Origin of the sequence: Pricia sp., assembly GCF_041745955.1 — a bacterium.
GTDB lineage: Bacteria > Bacteroidota > Bacteroidia > Flavobacteriales > Flavobacteriaceae > Pricia.
In genome coordinates, this window is record NZ_JBGTHY010000167.1 from 1 (window position 1) to 20,569 (window position 20,569).

Consider the following 20,569-nt stretch of genomic DNA (forward strand, 5'->3'; position numbering starts at 1 on the left):
CGTGAAAAAAGGCGATAATGACCGAATTTTTAAGGATGTCGAGGTCGTCAACGTACTGGCCATCAAACGAGGCACTACATACCCGAACCGCTATATTTTGATGAGCGGGGATATCGATTCCCGGGTCAGTGACCCCAACAACGCTACTTCCGATTCCCCTGGTGCGAACGACAACGCCAGTGGAATGGCCGGTACCTTGGAAGCGGCTAGGGTACTATCAAAATACGACTTCGAGAACAGTATTATTTTCGTTGGATTATCAGGGGAAGAACAGGGCCTATATGGCGGAAAGGGGTTGGCCGCCCATGCCAAGGAAAAAGGCTGGGAAATCATCGGTATCCTAAATAATGATATGATCGGCAACATCAAAGGTGTCGACGGTATCGTTAGCAATACCGATTTTAGGATATTCTCCGAACCGGTCCCTCCCACCGAAACGGAAGAAGAAAGAAAGGCAAGACGCTTTTATGGGGGCGAAGTCGACGGAATCTCCCGGCAACTGGCCCGGTATATCCATAAAACCACTGAAACCTATATGCCCGAAATGAATCCCTTGATGATATACCGACTGGATCGCTTTGGCCGTGGGGGACACCATCGCCCCTTCAACGATGCTGGTTTTGCCGGAATCCGAATTATGGAAGCGCACGAGAACTATACCCAACAACATCAGGATATCCGAACGGAAGACGGTATCGAATATGGCGATAAGCTAGAACATGTAAATTTCGAATATGCCCGTAAACTGACCGCCGTGAACGCCATCAATTTGGCTTCCATCGCCTGGGCTCCGCCCGCGCCCGAATCGGTTAAGATCGGCGGTATCGTAGAACCCTCGGTGAAATTACAATGGAGCAAAGTCGACGGTGCGACAGGTTATAGAATCTATTGGCGCGATACCACCTCCCCTACTTGGGACCATAGCCGGTATGTGGGTGATGTTACCGAATTTACTTTGGATGGAATCGTTATCGACAATTTTTTCTTTGGCGTGGCTGCTGTGGGGAAAAACGGGTTTGAGAGTGTAGTTGTATTTCCGAATGGGATTATGCGGTGATATGGCCTGTAAGGTGTTTACCAAGTTTAAAAACATATCAATTATGCAAAAGACCCTTTCTATTCTATTAATTTCATTGTCGTACGCAGCTTTTGGTCAAAACTTCACCGAACAAGACACCCTCCGCGGCAGCATCACCCCCGAGCGTGAATGGTGGGATCTCAATTATTACGACCTCTACGTCGATGTCGACCCCGACCAAAAATTTATTTCCGGACAAAATACCATCCGTTATGAGGTATTGAAACCTAAGCAAATACTTCAGGTCGATCTGCAGACTCCGCTAAAAATTGAAAAGGTAATCCAAGAGGGTAAAGAACTAAAAGTAGATGATAATGGTAACGCCCATTTCGTGCAATTGCAAAAACCTCAGAAAAAAGGTGATTTCAACGAAATTATTGTCCACTATTCCGGTCACCCCAAAGAAGCCGTACGTGCACCTTGGGACGGTGGTTTTTCATGGGCCAAAGATGAGAACGGTGACCATTTTGTAGCCACTTCGAACCAAGGGCTGGGCGCCAGTGTCTGGTGGCCTAACAAAGATCATATGTACGACGAGGTCGATAGTATGCTCATCCGAATTAAAGCCCCGAAAGGCTTGATGGACGTGTCGAACGGCCGGCTTCGCAAAGTGTATGAGGACACCAATACCTACCATTGGTTCGTATCAAACCCAATCAACAATTACGGCGTGAACATCAACATTGGCGATTATGTGCATTTCGGGGAAAAATATCCCGGTGAAAAAGGAGAGCTCGAGATGGACTATTATGTGCTTCGCGACAATTTGAAAAAAGCCAAAAAACAGTTTCAGGATGCCCCGAAAATGATGAAAGCTTTTGAACATTGGTTCGGGCCCTATCCTTTTTATGAGGATAGCTACAAGTTAGTGGAAGCCCCTTATCTGGGCATGGAGCACCAAAGTTCCGTTACCTATGGCAACAACTACCAAAACGGCTATTTAGGCAAAGATCTTTCAGGTACTGGTTGGGGACTTAAATTCGATTTTATCATCATCCATGAGTCCGGCCACGAATGGTTTGCCAATAATATCACGTATAAGGATGTTGCCGATATGTGGATCCACGAGGCGTTCACGGCCTATTCGGAGAATCTATTTTTAGATTATTACTATGGCAAGGAGGCCTCGGCGGACTATGTTATCGGAACCCGCGCCAACATAGTCAACGACAAACCGATTATCGGAGCTTATGGCGTAAACCAAGAAGGTTCAAAAGACATGTATTATAAGGGTGCCAATATGCTGCATACCATCCGGCAATTGGTGGATGACGATGAAAAATGGCGACAGATCTTACGCGGGCTGAACAAAGAATTCTACCACCAGACCGTGACCACCGACCAAATTGAGGGTTATATTTCCAAAAAATCCGGTATTGATCTATCCAAGGTTTTCGACCAATATCTAAGGACGCCGAAAATCCCGCTTTTCGAATATAAAGTGGATGATAATTCTTTTCAATATCGCTATAAGGATGTCGTAAAGGATTTTAAAATGCCCCTTAAAATAAGTGTTGATGGGGAAGTGCATTGGATTACCCCTTCCGAAAAATGGAAAACCGATAAAATCGACGGGGACCTTACTACATTGAAGGTCAATCGTAACTTTTATGTGGAAATTAAGGGTTAATAATCATTTCGCCCCAAACCGTACATTGGTCAATGTTACGGGAGCACTACCCCTATCTTCACCTGCTTTAGGTTTATAGACAAAATAAATTTCATCCGCTTTTACATCCGTATCCTTTTTAAGTTCAATAGCAATCATACCCCCAGATTGACCGGCTGCCGGTTTGGGCATACTACCTTTACCCAAAAGTTCGCCGTCGGGGGCATTCAAATGCATCTCGAAATCTAATCCGGTTTTGGGGGCTTCTTGCCATCCTGCGGTCAAGGTGGCCAAATCGACGCCCTTGAGATCGACATTTTCCAGTGCAAACCATCCCTGTTCGTTGGGCACCATCAACAGATTCTGACCGTTGAATTGCTTAGCCGTAAAACCATCCGCTTTTGTTTTATCCGAAAAGGTAACCGTACTCCCTTGCAAAGCCACAGATTTGACTCCGGTCAAGGGAATAGTGCCGGTCGCCCCATTATCGGTATAACTTGCGGTCAGCACCAGTACATTATCACCCTGTTCTGGACTGGGTTCGATGGTGCCCGAAGCGGGCAAGGACTTTTCTCTTGCTGAAGTGTCTGCCAAAGCCATGATGTATTCGACAATTTGACGGGTCTCGTCCTGCGTTACATTGGGATGTGCAGGCATGACCACTTCGCCCCAAACGCCTCCCCCACCGGAGACTATCCTTTTCTGCAGGTAATTCTTGGCATCCGATTCGCCAGCATACTTCAGGGCAACATCCATATAATTTGGCCCGATGGAGGCTTCCGCCTCTTTATGACAGGTCTTGCAATCCATACCCTGGGTCAAGGCCTTGCCCGTAACCGCAGCGGACACCTGTTGATGCCCCAAAGATTGGTTCTGTTGGTCATAACTTTCAAGGTAATCGACGGAAACGAACAGGTTGGCCGGGTCGATTGCAGTGCCATCAGCATCTGTGGCCCTTACCGAATAGTTGATCGGCACGCCCTTTAAGAAGAAAGAAGAGTTTCCCCCGTTCAAATCGATAGCCACTTCAGGTCTTGAATTACCTGCGACTACCGGAACGATTTCACTCTGCACCGCCTCACCCTTTTCATCTTTCACGGTTACGAAAATTTTATAATCCCCCGCATCGGTATAGGTATATGATATTTCGGGATCTTTAGTTTCTTGGGTCTCCCCGTTACCGAGGTCCCAAACGTAGGTCAGGGCATCGTCTTCACGATCTTTCGCTTCGACCTTTGCGTTTACCAACAATGGCAGTTTACCCGAGGTTTTGTCTACGATCATATCATCGATCAGTGGGGGACGATTTCCGCCATTATATTCGATATAGCTCAACGCGGAATTTTCATTTTTTGTAAACCATCCACTACCATATTCCAAAAGATAGATCCGGCCATCGGGACCCATTTCCATATCGATCAAGCTGTTCAGGGCGATATCGGAAGCGAAAGGCTCCATTTTATTGAAAGTTCCGTCATCGAATAGCGTGACCGCCATCATCCAACCGCGCATCCAATCGTAAATAATGACTTTACCATCATAATATTCGGGGAGTCCACCTCCGTTCGGGTATTGGTCGGAATAATAGGTAGGGCCCGCCATGGCGTTTCGTCCACCAGACCCTAATTGTGGAAATTCAGAAGTTTCCCCGTACGGATAAAATGCGTACGCGGGTTGTGCCGGTGGTAAATCCTGTAGTCCCGAATTGTTTTTCGAATCGTTGATCGGTTTTTTGGGATCAAAAGTCCTGCCACTTTCCCCGCTTTCATAATCGTAGTCGACGTAGGGCTTGTTATCCCCAATAAACATGGGCCAGCCGAAATTACCAGCTTCCCTTGCCTGGTTCATTTCGTCATAGCCACGTGGGCCTCGGTTATTCAAGGCATCATCACGGGCATCGGGCCCGACTTCACCCCAATACACATAGCCCTTTTTGGAATCAACCGATATCCGATACGGGTTACGGTGCCCCATGGTATAGATTTCAGGCCGTGTCTTTTCTGTACCCTTGGCAAAAAGATTGCCTTCGGGTATATCGTAGCTACCGTCTTCATTAACCTTAATCCGAATGATTTTTCCTCGTAGGTCATTGGTGTTGCCCGATGAACGGCGCGCATCGTATTGCCCGTGCCCGGGAATATCGTTCAAGGGCGCATAACCGTTACTTACATATTTCACCCCCTTTTCATCAAAAGGCGTGGAGTTGTCGCCGGTGGACAAATAGAGCAGATTATCAGGACCGAAAGCTATCGAGCCACCGGTATGGCAGCAGATTTCGCGCTGGGACTCCACATCCAAAATAACCTGCTCGGAAGTCTTGTCAAAAATGCCATCCTTGAATTTAAAACGTGATAGCCGGTTCACCCACTCATCCCCGGAAGGGGCATAATAGAGATACACCCAGTGGTTATCAGCATAGTTCGGATCTTTTTGCAGTCCCATTAAACCTTCCTCGGCATTGACACCGGGCGTGTTCAAGGTCTTAAAATAGACATCAAGAGCACCCACTTGTTTCAATTCTTGGGTAGCATCTTCATATAGCATAATCTCGCCTCGCCGTTGGGCTATCAATACGTCGTTATTCGGGAGTACCGTCATTTCGGTAGGTTCGAAAAACTCTCCCATCACCAGCTGTTTTTTTGAAAAACGGTCCGCATCAGGTGGAATTTGGGTCACCGCTTTATTGTAATCCAGATTTTCGTTTTCGCCAATGGCATATTCGATCCCGCCCAAAATGTGTTTTAGGAATTGCCCGTCGGAGTAGCTCTCGTCGGTATGTCCAGCTCCCGTATAAAAAGCACGTCCGCCATCATATTCGTGGTACCAAGAAAAAGGATGGTAATCACCGTTGGTACCACCTTCGTACGAAGATTCGTCCACTGTCATGATGACGTTTACATCGGGATTGATTTTCTTGTAGTTGTAAATTTCGTCGGCCCTGTGCCAAATGGAATCGGTAAAGAACTTCGTTGCGATAAAGTTTTTGTCCGTAATGATAAAATCCGCTTCCGGCGTACCTTTCGGATGGCTCTTAAACTGCGCCCCGACCAATTTGGTGTACCAGCCCCAATCGTACTCCGTATCCGCCGCAGCGTGAATACCGGCATATCCCCCACCCGATTGAATGTAGCGCTCGAACGTGGCCTCTTGCTTGGCATCCAGCACGTTCATAGTAGTGCTTAGAAAAACCACGGCAGAATATTGTTTTAGATTTTCTTCGTCGAAGAGCTCCGCATTTTTGGTGGTATCGACCTCGAATCCGTTTTCGTTGCCCAACTTTTGAATGGCGGCAATTCCGGTAGGTATCGAGGCGTGTTTAAAGCCCATGGTCTTGGAGAAGACCAAAACCTTGGGTTTACCATCCCTTTCGTTACCGCAACCGGAAAACATCAGACAGAATACAACTAGCATTAGAAAGGCAATCTTTTTCATGTATTTTTTATTTATTTTGGATTTCCTACAGCCTTTAAAGGTAATCATTAGCCATCGAATCCCCCAAAGTGATTTGCCGGAAAGTATTATTTTTAAGGAAAATGAGGGGAACTCCAAAAAACTATGCAAAAATTTGAAGAACATTATTTCAAAAACGATAGCGAATGGCGCGAATGGCTACACGCAAACCATGCCCAAGAAAAAGGCATTTATCTGATTTTCTACAAAATCGAACACGAAAACGATAGTATGCGTTGGGAGGAAGCGGTGAAAGTAGCTATTTGTTATGGATGGATAGATAGCACGGTCAAAAGTCTGGGCAATGGCAAACGCCGACAATATTTTTGTCCCAGAAAACCGAAAAGCGTCTGAAGCAAAATCAATAAGGAGTATATCAAAAAATTGATTTCGAAGGGTCTGATGCATAAAAGCGGGCGAAAAGCCATAGAACTTTCCAAACAAAACGGCTCCTGGACGTCACTGGACGAGGTGGAGAACGGCATAGTGCCCGAAGATCTAAAAAAGGCCTTTGACAAAAATCCGAAGGCTTTTGAAAATTATAAGGAATTTACAGGAGGTCAAAGAAAAGGCTACCTGTATTGGCTCAACCAGGCCAAACGTGAGGAGACCCGACAAAAAAGAATTTCGGAGATTGTCAGACTTTGTGATGCGAATATTAAGTATCGCAATGTTGGTGGTCGATAAGGAGCAAATGGAAGGTTTGAAATCTGTATTTTGATTTTAGCGGAATTAGCATCAATATGAAGTGGTTGAAAAAATGCTAGTGCGCAATAGCTGAGGTTTTTTCTTCCGCGGCCGTCATGCAATTAGTGGAAAAAACGAAATTCAAAATTAATGACCCCATTTCAAAGCACTTGGAAGGGCTTCCTGAAAATTGGGACAAAATCACGATAAAACAATTACTTAGCCATATTTCAGGACTTCCTGCCATTGAAGATCCAAACGGCGAAAATTTAATTGGTGGAAAGGGTCAGGACTCCGCTTGGGTCAAAGGGCAAAAAATGCCTTTGCGATTTGAAGCGGTCGAGGAATTCAATTATAAAGCTGAAAATTATCTTTTAATCCAAAAGCTCATTGAAAAATATGGCGAAAGCGCGTTTGAAAAATTCATTGAAAAAAATCAGTTTGTATTGCAGAAATGGACAGGACAACATTTGGCAACACATTTGACCTTGTTGAAAACAAAAGCCCATCGTACTCTTATTATTATCTTGACAAAGCAGTCGGGGATTATGTTGAAGGCGACCTCCTATTGGAAGTAAACTAAGAGTTTCCGACGAAGCTTAGGGGCGGATGCGGTGCTTTCAGTTCCGCTCATGAAATAGCGAATTGGATTATCGCTTTATAAACTGGTAAATTCAAAGGACAAGACGAATTTAAAAACTATGTGGCAACCCTTAAAACTAAAAAATGGAAACTATGGTGAATTTGGTGGAATTCTGAACGCCTATGCCCTAGGCTGGCCCGTAATCGAAAGAGAAAAACATACCGCGGTTGTGCCGATCGGAGGGGGACGGGCCGCGTTCGCAATTTATCCAAAGGACGATTTGGCCATTGTTCTTCTTGTAAATTTGTCAGGTGTGATGACCCATAATTTGGTTGACAACATTTCTAAAATTTATCTGTCCAATTAGAGAAGACCTGTAATAAATTCTGCACGGGAACAACTTTTATAATTAAAATAATAGCCCGTAAAACGTTCTTTTTTCGGCACAACTCCAAAATCTATTTTAATTAACAAAAACAGACTTCTTAATACCTAAGCTTACTAAAATCAAATTTCACTAAATTTACGTTAGGCACCCAAAGACCTATGAGTTTAAGAAATAGCATCTTCTTACTATTTATTTTAGCCCTGCAGTTAGTTTTTTTCTCATGTCGAAAAAATATAACTTCAGATAGGGTCCGAATTGGTTTTGCGCAAGCCATGACCAATGACGATTGGCGGCGTTCGATGAACGATGCCATGCGACTTCAGGCTTCTTTGAACCCAAAGATCGATTTAACCCTACGGGATGCCGATTATGAAGTTGAAAGGCAAATTGAACAAATAGAGGCACTCATTGTCGATAGTGTTGATGTCTTGATTGTATCCCCAATCCAATCCGATCCGATTACACCGGTAGTACAAAAAGCACTTGATGCCGGCATTCCGGTGTTGGTAGTCGACAGAAAAACGGAAAACCAGACGTATACGGCCTATTTGGGAGCCGATAATATCGAAGTAGGTCGAAATGCGGCCAAGGAAATCATCGCATCGAACACCAAGGATTCCATTAGAATTATCGAGATCAAAGGATTGGCGGGATCCTCCCCAGCGGAAGAAAGAAGTCAAGGTTTCCATCAGGTAATAAACAAGTATGGCCAAGCAAGGATTGTGGAAAGCATCGAAGGGGATTGGGAAAAAGAATCGATCCAGGAAAAACTGAAAATTCTGTTACAGGAAAATGTAAAGGTAGACTACGTTTTTGCACATAATGATAGAATGGCCGTTGGTGCTTACGAGGTCGCAAAAAATCTTGGCCTGGAAAAATCCATCGCTTTTATAGGGGTCGATGGGCTCACAGGTCCGAACGGAGGCATACAAGCGGTCAAAGAGGGAATATTGAAAGCGACCGTGCTCTATCCCACGGGTGGCGAAGAGGCCATCAAACTTGCCTTGCAGATTGTGAACAAAAAATCGGTTCCTAAAAATAATATCCTTTCCACAACAATAATCAACGACTTGAACGCGGATATCATGTACAACCAGTTCGCTAAGCTAAACGAGCAACAGGCCGAAATCGAAGATCAGCTCGAAGCTATCAAGCGCCAACAAGAATTGTACTATGCCCAAAATAACCTGTTGAAAGTTACCATGGCTTTACTGGCTATAATTCTAAGTTTGGCCGTCTATAGTGTCTATTCGATTTTTGCCATCAGAAAAAAGAATAGGCAGTTGGTACTTACGAACAAAAAGATTACGGTCCAGCGAAATCATATTGAAAAAATTGCCGAAGAGGTAAAAGTGAGCAACGAGGCAAAATTGAATTTCTTTACGGGGCTCTCCCATGAGTTCAAGACCCCGATCACGCTAATATTGAGTTCCATTGAATCGGTCAGCGATGTGGCCAAGGAAAAAGGTTCGAAACTTATGAACGAAGTGGAGTTGATCTACAACAATTCGAACCGTTTGCTAAGGCTCATCAATCAACTATTGGATTTTAGAAAAGTCGAGGATCGCAAATTTACCCTACGGGTAACCAAAACGAATCTATTCATCTTTTCCAAAAATATCTTTAAAGATTTTGAGCGCGAGGCCAAGAAAAGGAATATTTCGTTCAAGCTACTTTCCAACAATGAACAATTGGATCTTTTTATGGATAGAAATTTGATGGACAAGGTGTATTTCAACCTCCTCTCCAACGCCTTTAAATTTACGCCTGACAATGGTAAAATTGAAGTTAATATTAAGGACGATACGGATAAAAATAAGGTTTCGATACAGTTTAAGGATTCAGGTATCGGTGTTCCCGAAAAAGAATTGAATAGTGTCTTTCAACCATTTTTTAAGGGATCCAACAATAGAAAAAACAGCTCGGGCATCGGGCTGCATTTAAGTAAGGAATTCGTTGAAATGCATAAGGGGTCTATCGAAGTCAGATCTTTTCATGGTACCGAGTTTATTATAACCCTTTACAAAGGCCAAGCACATTTTGATGAGAACGAAATCATTACCGATCAAGATCTGGTCGATACCTATGTTATCGATTTTACATCGGAATATTTGGTCGATGAGAATTATCTGGTACAGGCACCCGATAAGGGCAAAGAAAAATATTCAATCCTGATTATTGAAGATAACCGGGATTTGTCACTCTTTTTAAAGAACAAATTGAAATTGGAGTATGATATCCATCTCTCCGACGGTACGGATGCCATCGAAAAAGCTTTTGAGGTCATCCCGGATGTGATTATTTGCGATATAGCACTTCCCGATAAAAATGGTTTTGAAATCTGTGAAATCCTAAAAAAGGATTTGAGGACCTCGCATATTCCCACGATAATCCTTACCGCGATGGGCGATAAGGAATCCTATTTAAAAGGCCTTGACTCGGGGGCGGACCTGTATCTTACCAAACCCTTTAGCTATTCCATCCTCATACAGTCGATCAAATCTTTACTATACAACAGGGAAAAGCTTCGGTTTTACTATGCCAGCAACCTCCACAAAATAGAGCATACCGATTCTTTTGGAAATATCGAACAGCGATTTATAAATCAACTGAACGGATTGATCGCGGACAATTTGGGAAATTCGGAATTTTCGGTAGAAAACCTGGCCGAAAACCTCAATATTTCAAGAGTTCAATTATACAGAAAGGTCAAGGCCATTATGGGACTTAGCATTAGCGATTATATCGGCAATATCCGATTGGAGAAAGCCAGGTCAATGCTTGAAAATACCTCCCTGACCATTTCGGAAATTGCTTATGCCAACGGTTTTTCTTCCCCGAATTATTTTTCCACGACCTTTAAAAATAAGTACGGAGCCTCCCCTAACTCCTATAGGAAATCGATATAATTCATACTATTTTCGATAAACTGCCACTTTCCGTCCGTTTCTAGTATCAATTTTGAATGAATGGGTAACCTCAGTGTACTCCTGCTTCCATAACTTCTGTTAATTTTTTTGTTTAAAATTATGATTTTAAATTAGTTAGCCGTTCATTGATGACTTCTTAACTAAATCATAACAGATTGTAACATCGTTAAAATATCCTGCTTCATTTTGTGAATATATTTACCATCACAATAGAGATCTACGGATATGAAAAAAATATGGGTTTGGTCTATTACGGCTGCGTTGGCAGGATTCCTTTTCGGATTTGATACCGTAGTCATTTCCGGTGCCGACAAAAAACTCCAGGTCCTGTGGGACTCTTCCGATGTATTTCACGGGGTCGTAGTTATTGGGATGGCCCTTTGGGGTACTGTGGTCGGAGCGATTCTTGGAGGTATCCCTACAAATAAACTCGGCCGAAAGAAAACCCTGATATGGATCGGGGTTCTATATACTATTTCGGCCTTGGGGTCGGCTTTTGCAAATGACCCTATAACTTTTGCCATTTTCCGTTTTATTGGTGGCCTAGGGGTTGGAGCATCTACAATTGCCGCACCTGCCTACATATCCGAAATCGCCCCGGCAAAGGACCGGGGCAAATTGGTAGGCCTGTACCAGTTCAATATTGTGTTCGGTATTCTTATCGCTTTTTTCTCCAATTACCTCTTGAACAACATAGGTGAAAACGCATGGCGATGGATGCTTGGCGTTGAGGCTATTCCAGCGGCCATTTATACCGTTTTCGCTTTGACGATACCAAAAAGCCCTAGATGGTTATTGTCCAAATTAAAGGTAGATGAAGCCCGGAACGTACTGGCGGTGATCAATCCCGGTCAAGATGCGGAGCAACTGATGTTGGAAATTAAGACAGAAAATGAAAATACGGTGTCCGGCGAAAACATTTTTATGAAGAAATACCGATTCCCGTTGATACTTGCCTTTTGCATTGCTTTTTTTAATCAGCTTTCCGGCATAAATGCATTTTTGTACTACGCTCCCAGAATTTTGGAAGAAGCCGGCCTAGGCGCAAGTACGGCACTTTTGAGCAGTATAGGTATCGGTGTGACCAATATGCTTTTTACCCTTCTCGGGATATTCTTGATAGACCGTATGGGTAGAAAAAAATTGATGTACATAGGATCTGTGGGGTACATCATTTCATTATCATTGGTGGCCTGCGCCTTTTTCTTCAATTGGGAAGGAATGTCCGTTGCGGTGTTCCTTTTCCTATTTATTGCTGCCCATGCCATTGGCCAAGGCACCGTGATATGGGTATTTATCTCGGAAATATTCCCCAATCATTTGAGGGGCTACGGACAAAGTTTCGGAAGTTCGGTCCATTGGATATTGGCCGCCGTGGTACCTTCTTTGATTCCCATACTCTTTACCACCATTGGTCCCGGAATCGTATTTTCATTTTTTGCCTTTATGATGGTATTGCAGTTGCTGTTCGTGGCTTTTGTGATGCCGGAAACCAAAGGGGTGTCCCTGGAAGCATTGAGCAAATCATTGGCCAGGCCTGATAGGGTCAAAATCAAGGAAAACAGTTAAAACAAAAATTCTATGAGAAACACACTACTGAAATTAACGACCGCATTACTATTTATGGGAATTCTTGGATGTAAGAATGCCGATAAGAAGAAAGATGTTGCGGATTCAATCCATAGGGAACAAGGATCCATGTCGGAGGAAGAACTGTACCGCCCCAACTTCCATTTCACCCCTAAAAAAGGATGGATGAACGACCCCAATGGTATGTTCTATTACAATAATTACTACCATCTTTATTATCAACATTACCCCGATGATAACGTCTGGGGACCCATGCATTGGGGCCATGCGACCAGTACCGATATGGTGACTTGGAAGGAACAGCCCATAGCTTTGTATCCCGATGAATTGGGGTATATCTTTTCGGGCAGTGCCGTGGTCGATCATGACAATACTTCTGGCTTCGGCAAAAATGGTGCACCGCCTATCATTGCCATATTTACCTATCACGACCCGAAAAAAGCGGAAGCAAAGAAAACCGATGTGGAGACACAGGGCATCGCCTATTCTTTGGACGAAGGTCTTACATGGACGAAATACGAGGCTAATCCGGTCATAAAAAATCCCGGTGCACGTGATTTCAGGGATCCCAAAGTTGCTTGGGACGATGAGCATAAACAATGGAATATGGTTTTGGCCGCTGGTCAGGAGACCTATTTTTATAGCTCTCCAAACCTAAGGGATTGGAAGCTGCTCTCCACTTTTGGCGAGGGAATCGGCAATCACAATGGTGTTTGGGAATGTCCGGACCTGTTTCCGCTAAAAGTACAGGGTAGCGATGAGACCAAATGGGTGCATTTGGTCAGTATTAATCCCGGTGGCCCCAACGGGGGCAGTGCCACCCAATATTTTATCGGGGATTTCGACGGAAAAAACTTCGTAATTGATGAGAATTTCAAAGGAGAAATGCAAAAGAGACATGATTTTTGGGTCGATTTCGGAAAGGATAATTATGCAGGCGTCACTTGGTCCAATGTAACGACTTCCGATGGAGCAAAGCTGTTTATAGGCTGGATGTCCAACTGGCAATATGCCAACGAAGTACCTACGGAAACATGGCGTAGCGCCATGACGGTGCCCCGCGAACTCCGTCTTATAGAATCGGAGGGTACCTATCGATTGGTCTCAAAACCTACGGAAGAAATTAACGGCTATCGAAGCAAAAAATACAAAAAGGACGGTATCGCGGTCAACGGAGAAACGAAACTCGTCGATTCAAAAACCATCGATCTGTCCCGAGCCGAGATAATCTTCGATATTACGGATATCGGGGATGGTGGTTTCGGCTTTAAGCTATCCAATAAGGACGGAGATGAACTCTCTTTTGGATATAACAGTGACGACAAAAACTTTTATATCGATCGAACAAAATCGGGAAAAATAGGGTTCTCCGAAAATTTTGCCGATAAAATTTCCATCGCCCCACGAATTTCCGATACGACTAGCTTATCGGGAAGGATTCTCTTGGATAAAACATCCATAGAACTGTTCTATGACGATGGGCTTAACGCAATGACCGAAATATTCTTTCCGAACTCCCCTTTCGAGACCTTATCGATCGAATCGGATACCGGTAAGCTTACACTTGGGCACATTGAAATACATGAATTAAAATTTAACTAAACTCAACTATTATGAAAATGAAACTTTTATTTTTTCTGCTGACCTTGGCTCCTTTAGGCTTGCTGGCGCAAGGGCAGGTAACCGGTACGGTTACTTCCACCGATGACGGTATGCCCTTGCCCGGTGCATCTGTCGTCGTCAAGGGCACAACGACCGGTGCCACGACCGACTTCGATGGGAACTACACACTTAATGACGTGGCACCCGATGCTACGTTGGCCTTTAGTTACATCGGTTTTACATCACAAGAGGTTCCCGTCGAAGGGCAATCGAACATCAATGTTGCCTTACAGGCCGATGCACAACAGTTGGACGAGGTCGTATTGACCGGGTACGCCGTCGAGAAAAAAGCCGATTTGACCGGGGCGATAACCGTTGTTGACTTGGCACCTGTTGAAGGGCAGAGCCTGAGTTCCGGTAATGCCATGCAGGCCATGCAAGGCAGGGTACCCGGACTTTTTGTTGAGAAATCCGGCGATCCTACGGGAACAAGTAGCCGAATTTTGATACGCGGCGCCACTACTTTGGGCGACAACAGCCCATTATACGTTATAGATGGGGTGCCAACGGTTCGACCCGAAGTGTTCTCCAGCCTTAACCCAAGTGCGATAGAATCCGTACAGGTGCTGAAAGATGCATCCGCCTCATCCATATACGGCGCACGGGCGGGAAACGGGGTTATTATCGTTACGACCAAAAACAGGGCAAAGGCCTTTGAAGGCGAAAAATTCAGTATTTCCATCAATTCCAATATTTCGGTACAGTCGGAAAAAAAACAACGCTATGATATGCTCAATGCCGCACAGCGGGGCGAGGTATTATGGCAGGCATCCGTAAACGACGGTGCCGATCCGACCGGGGGTTATGGAGAGATCTATAATTTTGACTGGAACGGCGATTTTGACAACCCCGTACTTAATAGCGTTACCGTTCAACCCTTTGTGGGCGGTAATACCGATGTGCCTGCCGGAGATACCGATTGGCAGGACGAAACCTATGAAGCAGGGTATGTATACAATAACGAAATATCGGTATCGGGGGGCTCCGACAAATCTTTTCACCTGATAAATTTAGGCTATCTCAAAAACACCGGTATCCTTAAATATACGGGTTATGAGCGCTATACCGCCAAATTGAATTCGAACTTCAATCTTTTTGATGATAAGATCAGCATCGGGGTCAACACGCAGTTCTCCACCTCCGACGAAACCTTGGCATCACAGGATGTAGGCAGTTCCCCTATACCCTCACTTGCGATTAGTCTAGCTCCGACCATTCCGCTTTTTGATAACAATGGGAACTACGGCGGACCATTGGGGGGGGGATATTCGGATCGTAACAATCCGGTATTGATGCAATATTTGAACCGATGGGACAATACGGAAAGGACCTCCATCTTTGGAAATGTCTACGCCGAATGGCAGATACTCGAAAATCTGGTCTTCCGCACCAGTGTCGGTCTTGATTTCAATGACTTTAAGAGAAAGGATATAGAGCCTACGGTCGATAACGGTTTCGTGACCAGAACCAACAATCGGCTTATTTTGGATTCCAATAAATTCACCAGTGTAGTATTTACCAATACCTTGAACTATAATCTAGAACTGGGCGATCACCGTTTTGGGGTTCTTTTGGGAGCGGAGTCGGTCAAGAACGATTTTGATGCGGTTTTTGCCTCGGCCGACGGTTTCGCAGTAGAGACCGAATCTTATTTTGTGCTGGGGGCGGCCAGTGGGTCAAGAACCTCTACGGGTACCTCTACCGGAAGTAGGCTTTTGTCACAGTTCGGAAAACTGAATTATGCCTTTGCCGATAAATACCTCGCATCGTTCACCATACGTCGGGACGGCTCCTCGCGATTTGGAACGGAAAACAGATATGGTGTTTTTCCTGCGGCCACCCTGGGATGGAGAATCAGTGCAGAGGAATTTCTTAGGGAGAGTGAAATAGTTTCAAACCTAAAACTCAGGGCGGGCTACGGTGAAGTAGGTAACCAATCGATCGGTGACCTGGCTCGTTTTGGATTGTATGAATCCAGATATGGACCCAACCAAGACCAATTTGTCCCGGATTTTTTCAATATTTACTACAATGTAGGTACCGCCTATGACCTCAATGGCACCAATGGGGGTACTTTGCCTTCCGGTTTTGTTTCCGTTCAGGCGGCCAATTCCGGGTTAAAATGGGAAACTACCAAAGAGTTGAATATCGGCCTTGATTTTGGGCTGTTCAACAATACCATTGCAGGATCCTTCGATTACTTTACTAGGGAGACCAGTGATATCTTGACCACGCCCCCTATTGCTTCCGTAATCGGCGAAGGCCAACAACGGGTATTGAACGGCGCGACAATCGAAAACAAGGGATGGGAATTGTCATTGGCCTATTCCAGAACGTTCGATAGTGGATTCAATTTCGGAATTTCAACGAATTTCGGAGCGTTCAAGGACAAGATTACCGAACTTCCGGAAGAAGTTAGGGCGGCATTTCCGGGAACTGCCGAAAATTCCATTGTAGGCAGGTCCCAGTTTTCCATTTTCGGTTATAGGACCGATGGACTTTTTCAGAGCCAAGCGGATATAGAGAGTTCCCCTGACCAAGTAGGGGCAAGGCCTGGCAGTCTTAAATTTCAGGATTTGAACGGGGACAATATTGTCGATTCCGATGATAGGGATTTTATAGGTACCATATTACCGGATTTGGAATATGGAGTGCGCATAGACTTGGGATATAAGAACTTCGACTTTTCGGTATTCGGTTCGGGAGTTTCCGGTCGGATAGGCCAAGACCCCTATATCTTTTGGAACAATTTTGTACAAGGACGGGAAAACGCCGGTCTGGGCGTTCTTGATTCATGGACACCAATCAATACGGATACCGACATTCCATCATTATCATTGGCTTTTAACGATCAACGTACATCGGATTATCTGTTCAGGAACAATTCTTATTTCAAGATCAGGAATATGCAATTGGGCTATTCCCTGCCAGAGAATATCGTCAATAAACTCGGTGCAATGACCCAGTTCAGAATCTATTTACAGGGCGAAAACCTGTTTTGGATTACGCCAAAGGATTATTTAGGGTCCGATCCCGAACGTACCGATGTAAATCGGATTCCGGTGCCTACGGTGCTTTCATTGGGACTTAACATGAACTTTTAAACAACTATTCAGATGAAAAATTATAGAATATATATATTGGGAATGCTGGCCTCGTTGCTAGCAGTCTCCTGTGAAAAGGACTTTTTGGAATACGAACCGGAAGGCGTCTTATCCAACGAAAACGTGGCGACCGCGGAAAATGCGGAAGCCTTGGTCGTAGCCGCTTACGCGGGAATCGCCAACGACGAAATGATCGGGCCTTTGACCCATATGTGGGTATACGGTAGTGTACGTTCCGATGACGCCTACAAGGGTGGAGGCGGTAGAACTGATGTCGATATCGTGGATTTTTATGAACAGTACAATTTAACGGTGGCTGACCAGACCGATTGGATGGGGCCTCGTACCTGGACCGATTACTATAAAGCGATTTCAAGGGCCAACTTTGCCCTATCGGTAATCAACGATATACCGGATGCGGAATATGCCGATAAGACCTTGCGGCAGGCCGAACTTCGATTTCTTAGGGCACATTCCCATTTTATGCTAAAACTTTTGTTTAAAAAGATTCCTTATGTCACCGAGGGGCTGGCCCAGGAGGAAATTGCGCAAATATCCAACGACGTTCCCAACGATGAGTTATGGAATACCATTGCGGAGGACTTTCTGTTCGCGTTCAACAACCTTCCGCAATCACAAGACCAACCGGGCAGGGCGGATCGAAACGCTGCTGCGGCCTATTTGGCCAAACTACGGTTGTACCAAGCATACCAACAAAATGAAACGCATGAGGTTACAGGTATCGACCCGGCACGTTTGCAAGAGGTCATCGATTTTGCCGATGAAGTCACGGGCAGTTTGGAACCCGATTACGGGAATAACTTTTTGGATGGTTTCGACAACGGTCCCGAATCGTTATGGGCGGCCCAATTTTCGATCAATGATGGTACCGTGGTAAGCCGGGTCAGTTTTGTTACGGGTCTTAATTCCCCGCATGGAACAGGATTATATGGCTGTTGTGGCTTTCATTTGGCAAGCCAAAATATGGTCAATGCCTTTAAGACCAATGCCAGTGGACTGCCGTTACTCGACACCTTCAATGATGAGGATATTTTTAATACCGTGGAAACCGATGGGACTTCGACACCTGCCACGGGCCTTACGGTCGATCCGAGAATCGATCATACAGTAGGATTACCCGGAAGACCGTTCAAATATAGAAATACAGTAAATGAAGCAGGCGATATGGTATATAATTTTAGCTGGGCGAGAGACCCCGGGGTCTATGGTTATTTTGGAAATATGAAAGAGCAACAGGCACCGGATTGTTCCTGCTATGTAAAGGAAGGCCCATTTGTAGGAACCTCTAAAAACATAGATTTTATAAGATATGCCGACGTGCTCTTGTTCAAGGCCGAGGCTTTGATCCAATTGGACCGATGGGACGAGGCGCTGCCCCTTGTCAACCAATTACGGGAACGTGCCGCTGCAAGCACCCAACGCCCTTTGGATGCCGGGGCGACCGATATCTATAACGTAGGAACCTATGCGACTTTTCCCGATAAGGAGTTCGCTTTAAAAGCCCTAAAATTCGAGCGAAGATTGGAATTCGGCATGGAAGGGCCACGATTCTTTGACCTCGTACGGTGGGGCGAGGCCGAAGAGGTTCTCAACGCTTATTTAGCCGAGGAGAAAACTAAAAAGGATTTTTTGGCAAACGCACAATTTACTGCAGGGAGGGATGAATATTACCCCATACCGCAACGCGAAATAGATTTTACGGGAGGTGTTTATGTTCAGAATCCCGGATATTGACGAAAATCCAGTGAAAACTAGATTAGGTTGAGTTAGTTTTGAAAAGCACGGGGGTTGTTTCCCGTGCTTTTTATTCAGTAAAAAATAAAAAATCACTAGAATTGAAATGAAAAAACTGAAACATAAAATCCAGGCCGTCTGTTTCGGGGAAGTTCTCTTCGATAATTTCCCGACCTATTCTAAAATTGGAGGTGCTCTACTCAATGTCTGTTCCAGATTGAAATCGCTTGGTGCGGATGTTTCAATGATAAGCAGCGTTGGTGCGGACGCTAATGGTAAGAAAATTACTCAATATCTTAGAAAAGAGGGCGTGGATGCTAGCGGTATATTAGTTCAACAGGAATATCCGACAGGAAAAGTAAATGTAGTCCTTAACGATAAAGGTTTTGCATCCTACGATATTCTGTATCCCGTAGCTTGGGATAAAATTCTCATGCTCAATACGCATGAAGATTTAGTAAAGAATGCGGATGTTTTGGTATTTGGAAGCCTAGCCTGCCGAGACGCTGTCAGTAGATCCACTCTAAAATCGCTATTGAAGTTTGCCAGATATAAGGTCTTTGACGTAAATCTTAGGATTCCGCACTATACTATTGAACGCCTCACTGATTTGATGGGTGAAGCGAATTTTATCAAGTTCAACGATGATGAACTTTATGAGATTGCCGATTATTTAGGTTCCAAATATAATTCTATGGAACAAACCATTGCTTTTATGGCCAAAGAAACCGGCACGGATACCATTTGTGTAACCAAAGGTGCCTACGGGGCTGTTTTATACAGCGAAGGCAACTTTTTTTACAACAGCGGTTATCGAATTAAAGTCCTGGACACAGTTGGTTCCGGGGATTCTTTCCTGGCCTCGGTTATTTATAAACTTTTCAACGGAGCTGGCCCGCAAGAAGCAATCAACTTTGGTTGTGCAGTTGGCGCTTTGGTTGCAGGTAGCGAAGGTGCGAATCCCATTTTGACCGAACCAAAGATTGCCAAATATATGAACCCTTAATAGAAGTGTATAGGTCCCATAAAACGGCCGTGGCTGTTGCAGAACTCCGATAAATGTCAATTTTTGCTTTTACCAATGCGCGGAAATCCGTAACTTAAAGGTATGCAAGGAAGAAAGAACTATACCGAAAAATTGTTCCCCGGCTTTCGGTTATCGGATCGGATCCCAAAGGAAAATCTTTACAGAAGGCTCCGCGAAACGCTTGATCTGAGTTTTCTTTATAGGGACATCAAGGAACTCTATGGCAAGACCGGCAACCCTTCGATCGACCCCGTGGTCTTTTTCAAGCTGTTGATCACGGGATACCTCGAGAACATTACCTCCGACCGGAAACTGGTGGAACACTGCACACTGATTGTTACCGAGAAAAAGATAGACGAAAGCATGTCTATTTTGGTTCCGCGCTAACGAAGGTGCTCAAAAAAAATTTGATAAATCCGTAAAGATCCTACAGAGGGGGCGTACAAAGGAGAAAAGTGACTTTTTTTGATTAAATTCGTTGCCCGACCAATCCTGTAATTCCCAAGCTATGCCAATCTATATGGATCGCCACGACGTTTCAGAAGAAGTGACCGCAGAAATAGTAGCACAATTGCACCACGAAGATCTAAAGATCCAGCATAAATATGACTGTAGGGGGCTTACCTATTGGTTCGATGATAAAAGAAAGACCGCTTTTTGTTTGGTCGAAGCCCCCAACAAGGAAGCGATACAGACGATGCACAAC

The 20,569-nt window shown here is 44.6% G+C and carries 15 protein-coding genes; 14 read left to right on the forward strand and 1 reads right to left on the reverse strand.

Going from position 1 to position 20,569, the window contains the following annotated elements; all coding sequences use genetic code 11:
- Together ACEW8S_RS06005 and ACEW8S_RS06010 are read left to right on the forward strand one after the other, a co-directional pair.
- Nucleotides 1-1,057, forward strand: a 1,057-nt coding sequence (locus ACEW8S_RS06005; RefSeq protein WP_373517271.1) for a M28 family peptidase, incomplete at its 5' end; no start/stop codon positions are given.
- 43 nt (nt 1,058-1,100) lie between these two features.
- A complete protein-coding gene (locus ACEW8S_RS06010; protein ID WP_373517272.1) occupies nt 1,101-2,708 on the forward strand; it encodes a M1 family metallopeptidase in 1,608 nt (535 codons plus the stop codon).
- Nucleotides 2,709-2,711: 3 nt separating this feature from the next.
- Here ACEW8S_RS06010 and ACEW8S_RS06015 read toward each other — a convergent pair whose 3' ends face one another.
- A complete protein-coding gene (locus ACEW8S_RS06015) occupies nt 2,712-6,119 on the reverse strand; it encodes a ThuA domain-containing protein (protein WP_373517273.1) in 3,408 nt (1,135 codons plus the stop codon).
- Between the two features lie 123 nt (nt 6,120-6,242).
- On the opposite strand from ACEW8S_RS06015, the gene ACEW8S_RS06020 reads away from it, so the two are divergent.
- The 12 genes from ACEW8S_RS06020 to ACEW8S_RS06075 all read left to right on the forward strand — a co-directional run.
- Nucleotides 6,243-6,491 carry a YdeI family protein gene (locus tag ACEW8S_RS06020; RefSeq protein ID WP_373517274.1) on the forward strand — a complete coding sequence of 83 codons (249 nt, stop codon included), beginning with the start codon at nt 6,243-6,245 and terminating at the stop codon, nt 6,489-6,491.
- Between the two features lie 30 nt (nt 6,492-6,521).
- Nucleotides 6,522-6,824, forward strand: a complete 303-nt coding sequence (locus ACEW8S_RS06025) for a YdeI family protein (protein WP_373517275.1) — start codon at nt 6,522-6,524, stop codon at nt 6,822-6,824.
- An 86-nt stretch (nt 6,825-6,910) separates the two neighbouring features.
- On the forward strand, nt 6,911-7,402 hold the full coding sequence (locus tag ACEW8S_RS06030) for a serine hydrolase domain-containing protein (RefSeq protein ID WP_373517285.1): 492 nt from the start codon (nt 6,911-6,913) through the stop codon (nt 7,400-7,402).
- A gap of 123 nt (nt 7,403-7,525) precedes the next feature.
- Complete coding sequence (locus ACEW8S_RS06035) at nt 7,526-7,774, forward strand: hypothetical protein (RefSeq protein ID WP_373517276.1); 249 nt, start codon at nt 7,526-7,528, stop codon at nt 7,772-7,774.
- 179 nt (nt 7,775-7,953) lie between these two features.
- Nucleotides 7,954-10,704: a substrate-binding domain-containing protein gene (locus ACEW8S_RS06040; protein WP_373517277.1), complete on the forward strand. Its 2,751-nt coding sequence runs from the start codon at nt 7,954-7,956 to the stop codon at nt 10,702-10,704.
- A 246-nt stretch (nt 10,705-10,950) separates the two neighbouring features.
- Nucleotides 10,951-12,294: a sugar porter family MFS transporter gene (locus ACEW8S_RS06045; RefSeq protein WP_373517278.1), complete on the forward strand. Its 1,344-nt coding sequence runs from the start codon at nt 10,951-10,953 to the stop codon at nt 12,292-12,294.
- Between the two features lie 12 nt (nt 12,295-12,306).
- The gene (locus ACEW8S_RS06050) at nt 12,307-13,917 is read left to right on the forward strand and encodes a glycoside hydrolase family 32 protein (RefSeq protein WP_373517279.1); all 1,611 of its coding nucleotides are present in this window, start codon (nt 12,307-12,309) and stop codon (nt 13,915-13,917) included.
- A gap of 11 nt (nt 13,918-13,928) precedes the next feature.
- Nucleotides 13,929-17,081: a SusC/RagA family TonB-linked outer membrane protein gene (locus ACEW8S_RS06055; protein WP_373517280.1), complete on the forward strand. Its 3,153-nt coding sequence runs from the start codon at nt 13,929-13,931 to the stop codon at nt 17,079-17,081.
- A gap of 12 nt (nt 17,082-17,093) precedes the next feature.
- Complete coding sequence (locus tag ACEW8S_RS06060) at nt 17,094-18,836, forward strand: RagB/SusD family nutrient uptake outer membrane protein (RefSeq protein ID WP_373517281.1); 1,743 nt, start codon at nt 17,094-17,096, stop codon at nt 18,834-18,836.
- A gap of 106 nt (nt 18,837-18,942) precedes the next feature.
- Nucleotides 18,943-19,842 carry a carbohydrate kinase gene (locus ACEW8S_RS06065; protein WP_373517282.1) on the forward strand — a complete coding sequence of 300 codons (900 nt, stop codon included), beginning with the start codon at nt 18,943-18,945 and terminating at the stop codon, nt 19,840-19,842.
- Nucleotides 19,843-19,944: 102 nt separating this feature from the next.
- Complete coding sequence (locus tag ACEW8S_RS06070; protein ID WP_373517283.1) at nt 19,945-20,250, forward strand: transposase; 306 nt, start codon at nt 19,945-19,947, stop codon at nt 20,248-20,250.
- Nucleotides 20,251-20,371: 121 nt separating this feature from the next.
- A partial coding sequence (locus ACEW8S_RS06075; RefSeq protein ID WP_373517284.1) for a DUF4242 domain-containing protein occupies nt 20,372-20,569 on the forward strand: 198 nt, incomplete at its 3' end.

Bases quoted from the DNA above. Each gene is read 5' to 3' on its own strand.
- ACEW8S_RS06050 (WP_373517279.1), top strand. From the start codon at position 12,307: ATGAGAAACACACTACTGAAATTAACGACCGCATTACTATTTATGGGA.
- ACEW8S_RS06060 (WP_373517281.1), top strand. From the start codon at position 17,094: ATGAAAAATTATAGAATATATATATTGGGAATGCTGGCCTCGTTGCTA.
- ACEW8S_RS06055 (WP_373517280.1), top strand. From the start codon at position 13,929: ATGAAAATGAAACTTTTATTTTTTCTGCTGACCTTGGCTCCTTTAGGC.
- ACEW8S_RS06035 (WP_373517276.1), top strand. From the start codon at position 7,526: ATGTGGCAACCCTTAAAACTAAAAAATGGAAACTATGGTGAATTTGGT.
- ACEW8S_RS06065 (WP_373517282.1), top strand. From the start codon at position 18,943: ATGAAAAAACTGAAACATAAAATCCAGGCCGTCTGTTTCGGGGAAGTT.
- ACEW8S_RS06045 (WP_373517278.1), top strand. From the start codon at position 10,951: ATGAAAAAAATATGGGTTTGGTCTATTACGGCTGCGTTGGCAGGATTC.
- ACEW8S_RS06020 (WP_373517274.1), top strand. From the start codon at position 6,243: ATGCAAAAATTTGAAGAACATTATTTCAAAAACGATAGCGAATGGCGC.
- ACEW8S_RS06015 (WP_373517273.1), bottom strand. From the start codon at position 6,119: ATGAAAAAGATTGCCTTTCTAATGCTAGTTGTATTCTGTCTGATGTTT.
- ACEW8S_RS06040 (WP_373517277.1), top strand. From the start codon at position 7,954: ATGAGTTTAAGAAATAGCATCTTCTTACTATTTATTTTAGCCCTGCAG.
- ACEW8S_RS06070 (WP_373517283.1), top strand. From the start codon at position 19,945: ATGCAAGGAAGAAAGAACTATACCGAAAAATTGTTCCCCGGCTTTCGG.
- ACEW8S_RS06010 (WP_373517272.1), top strand. From the start codon at position 1,101: ATGCAAAAGACCCTTTCTATTCTATTAATTTCATTGTCGTACGCAGCT.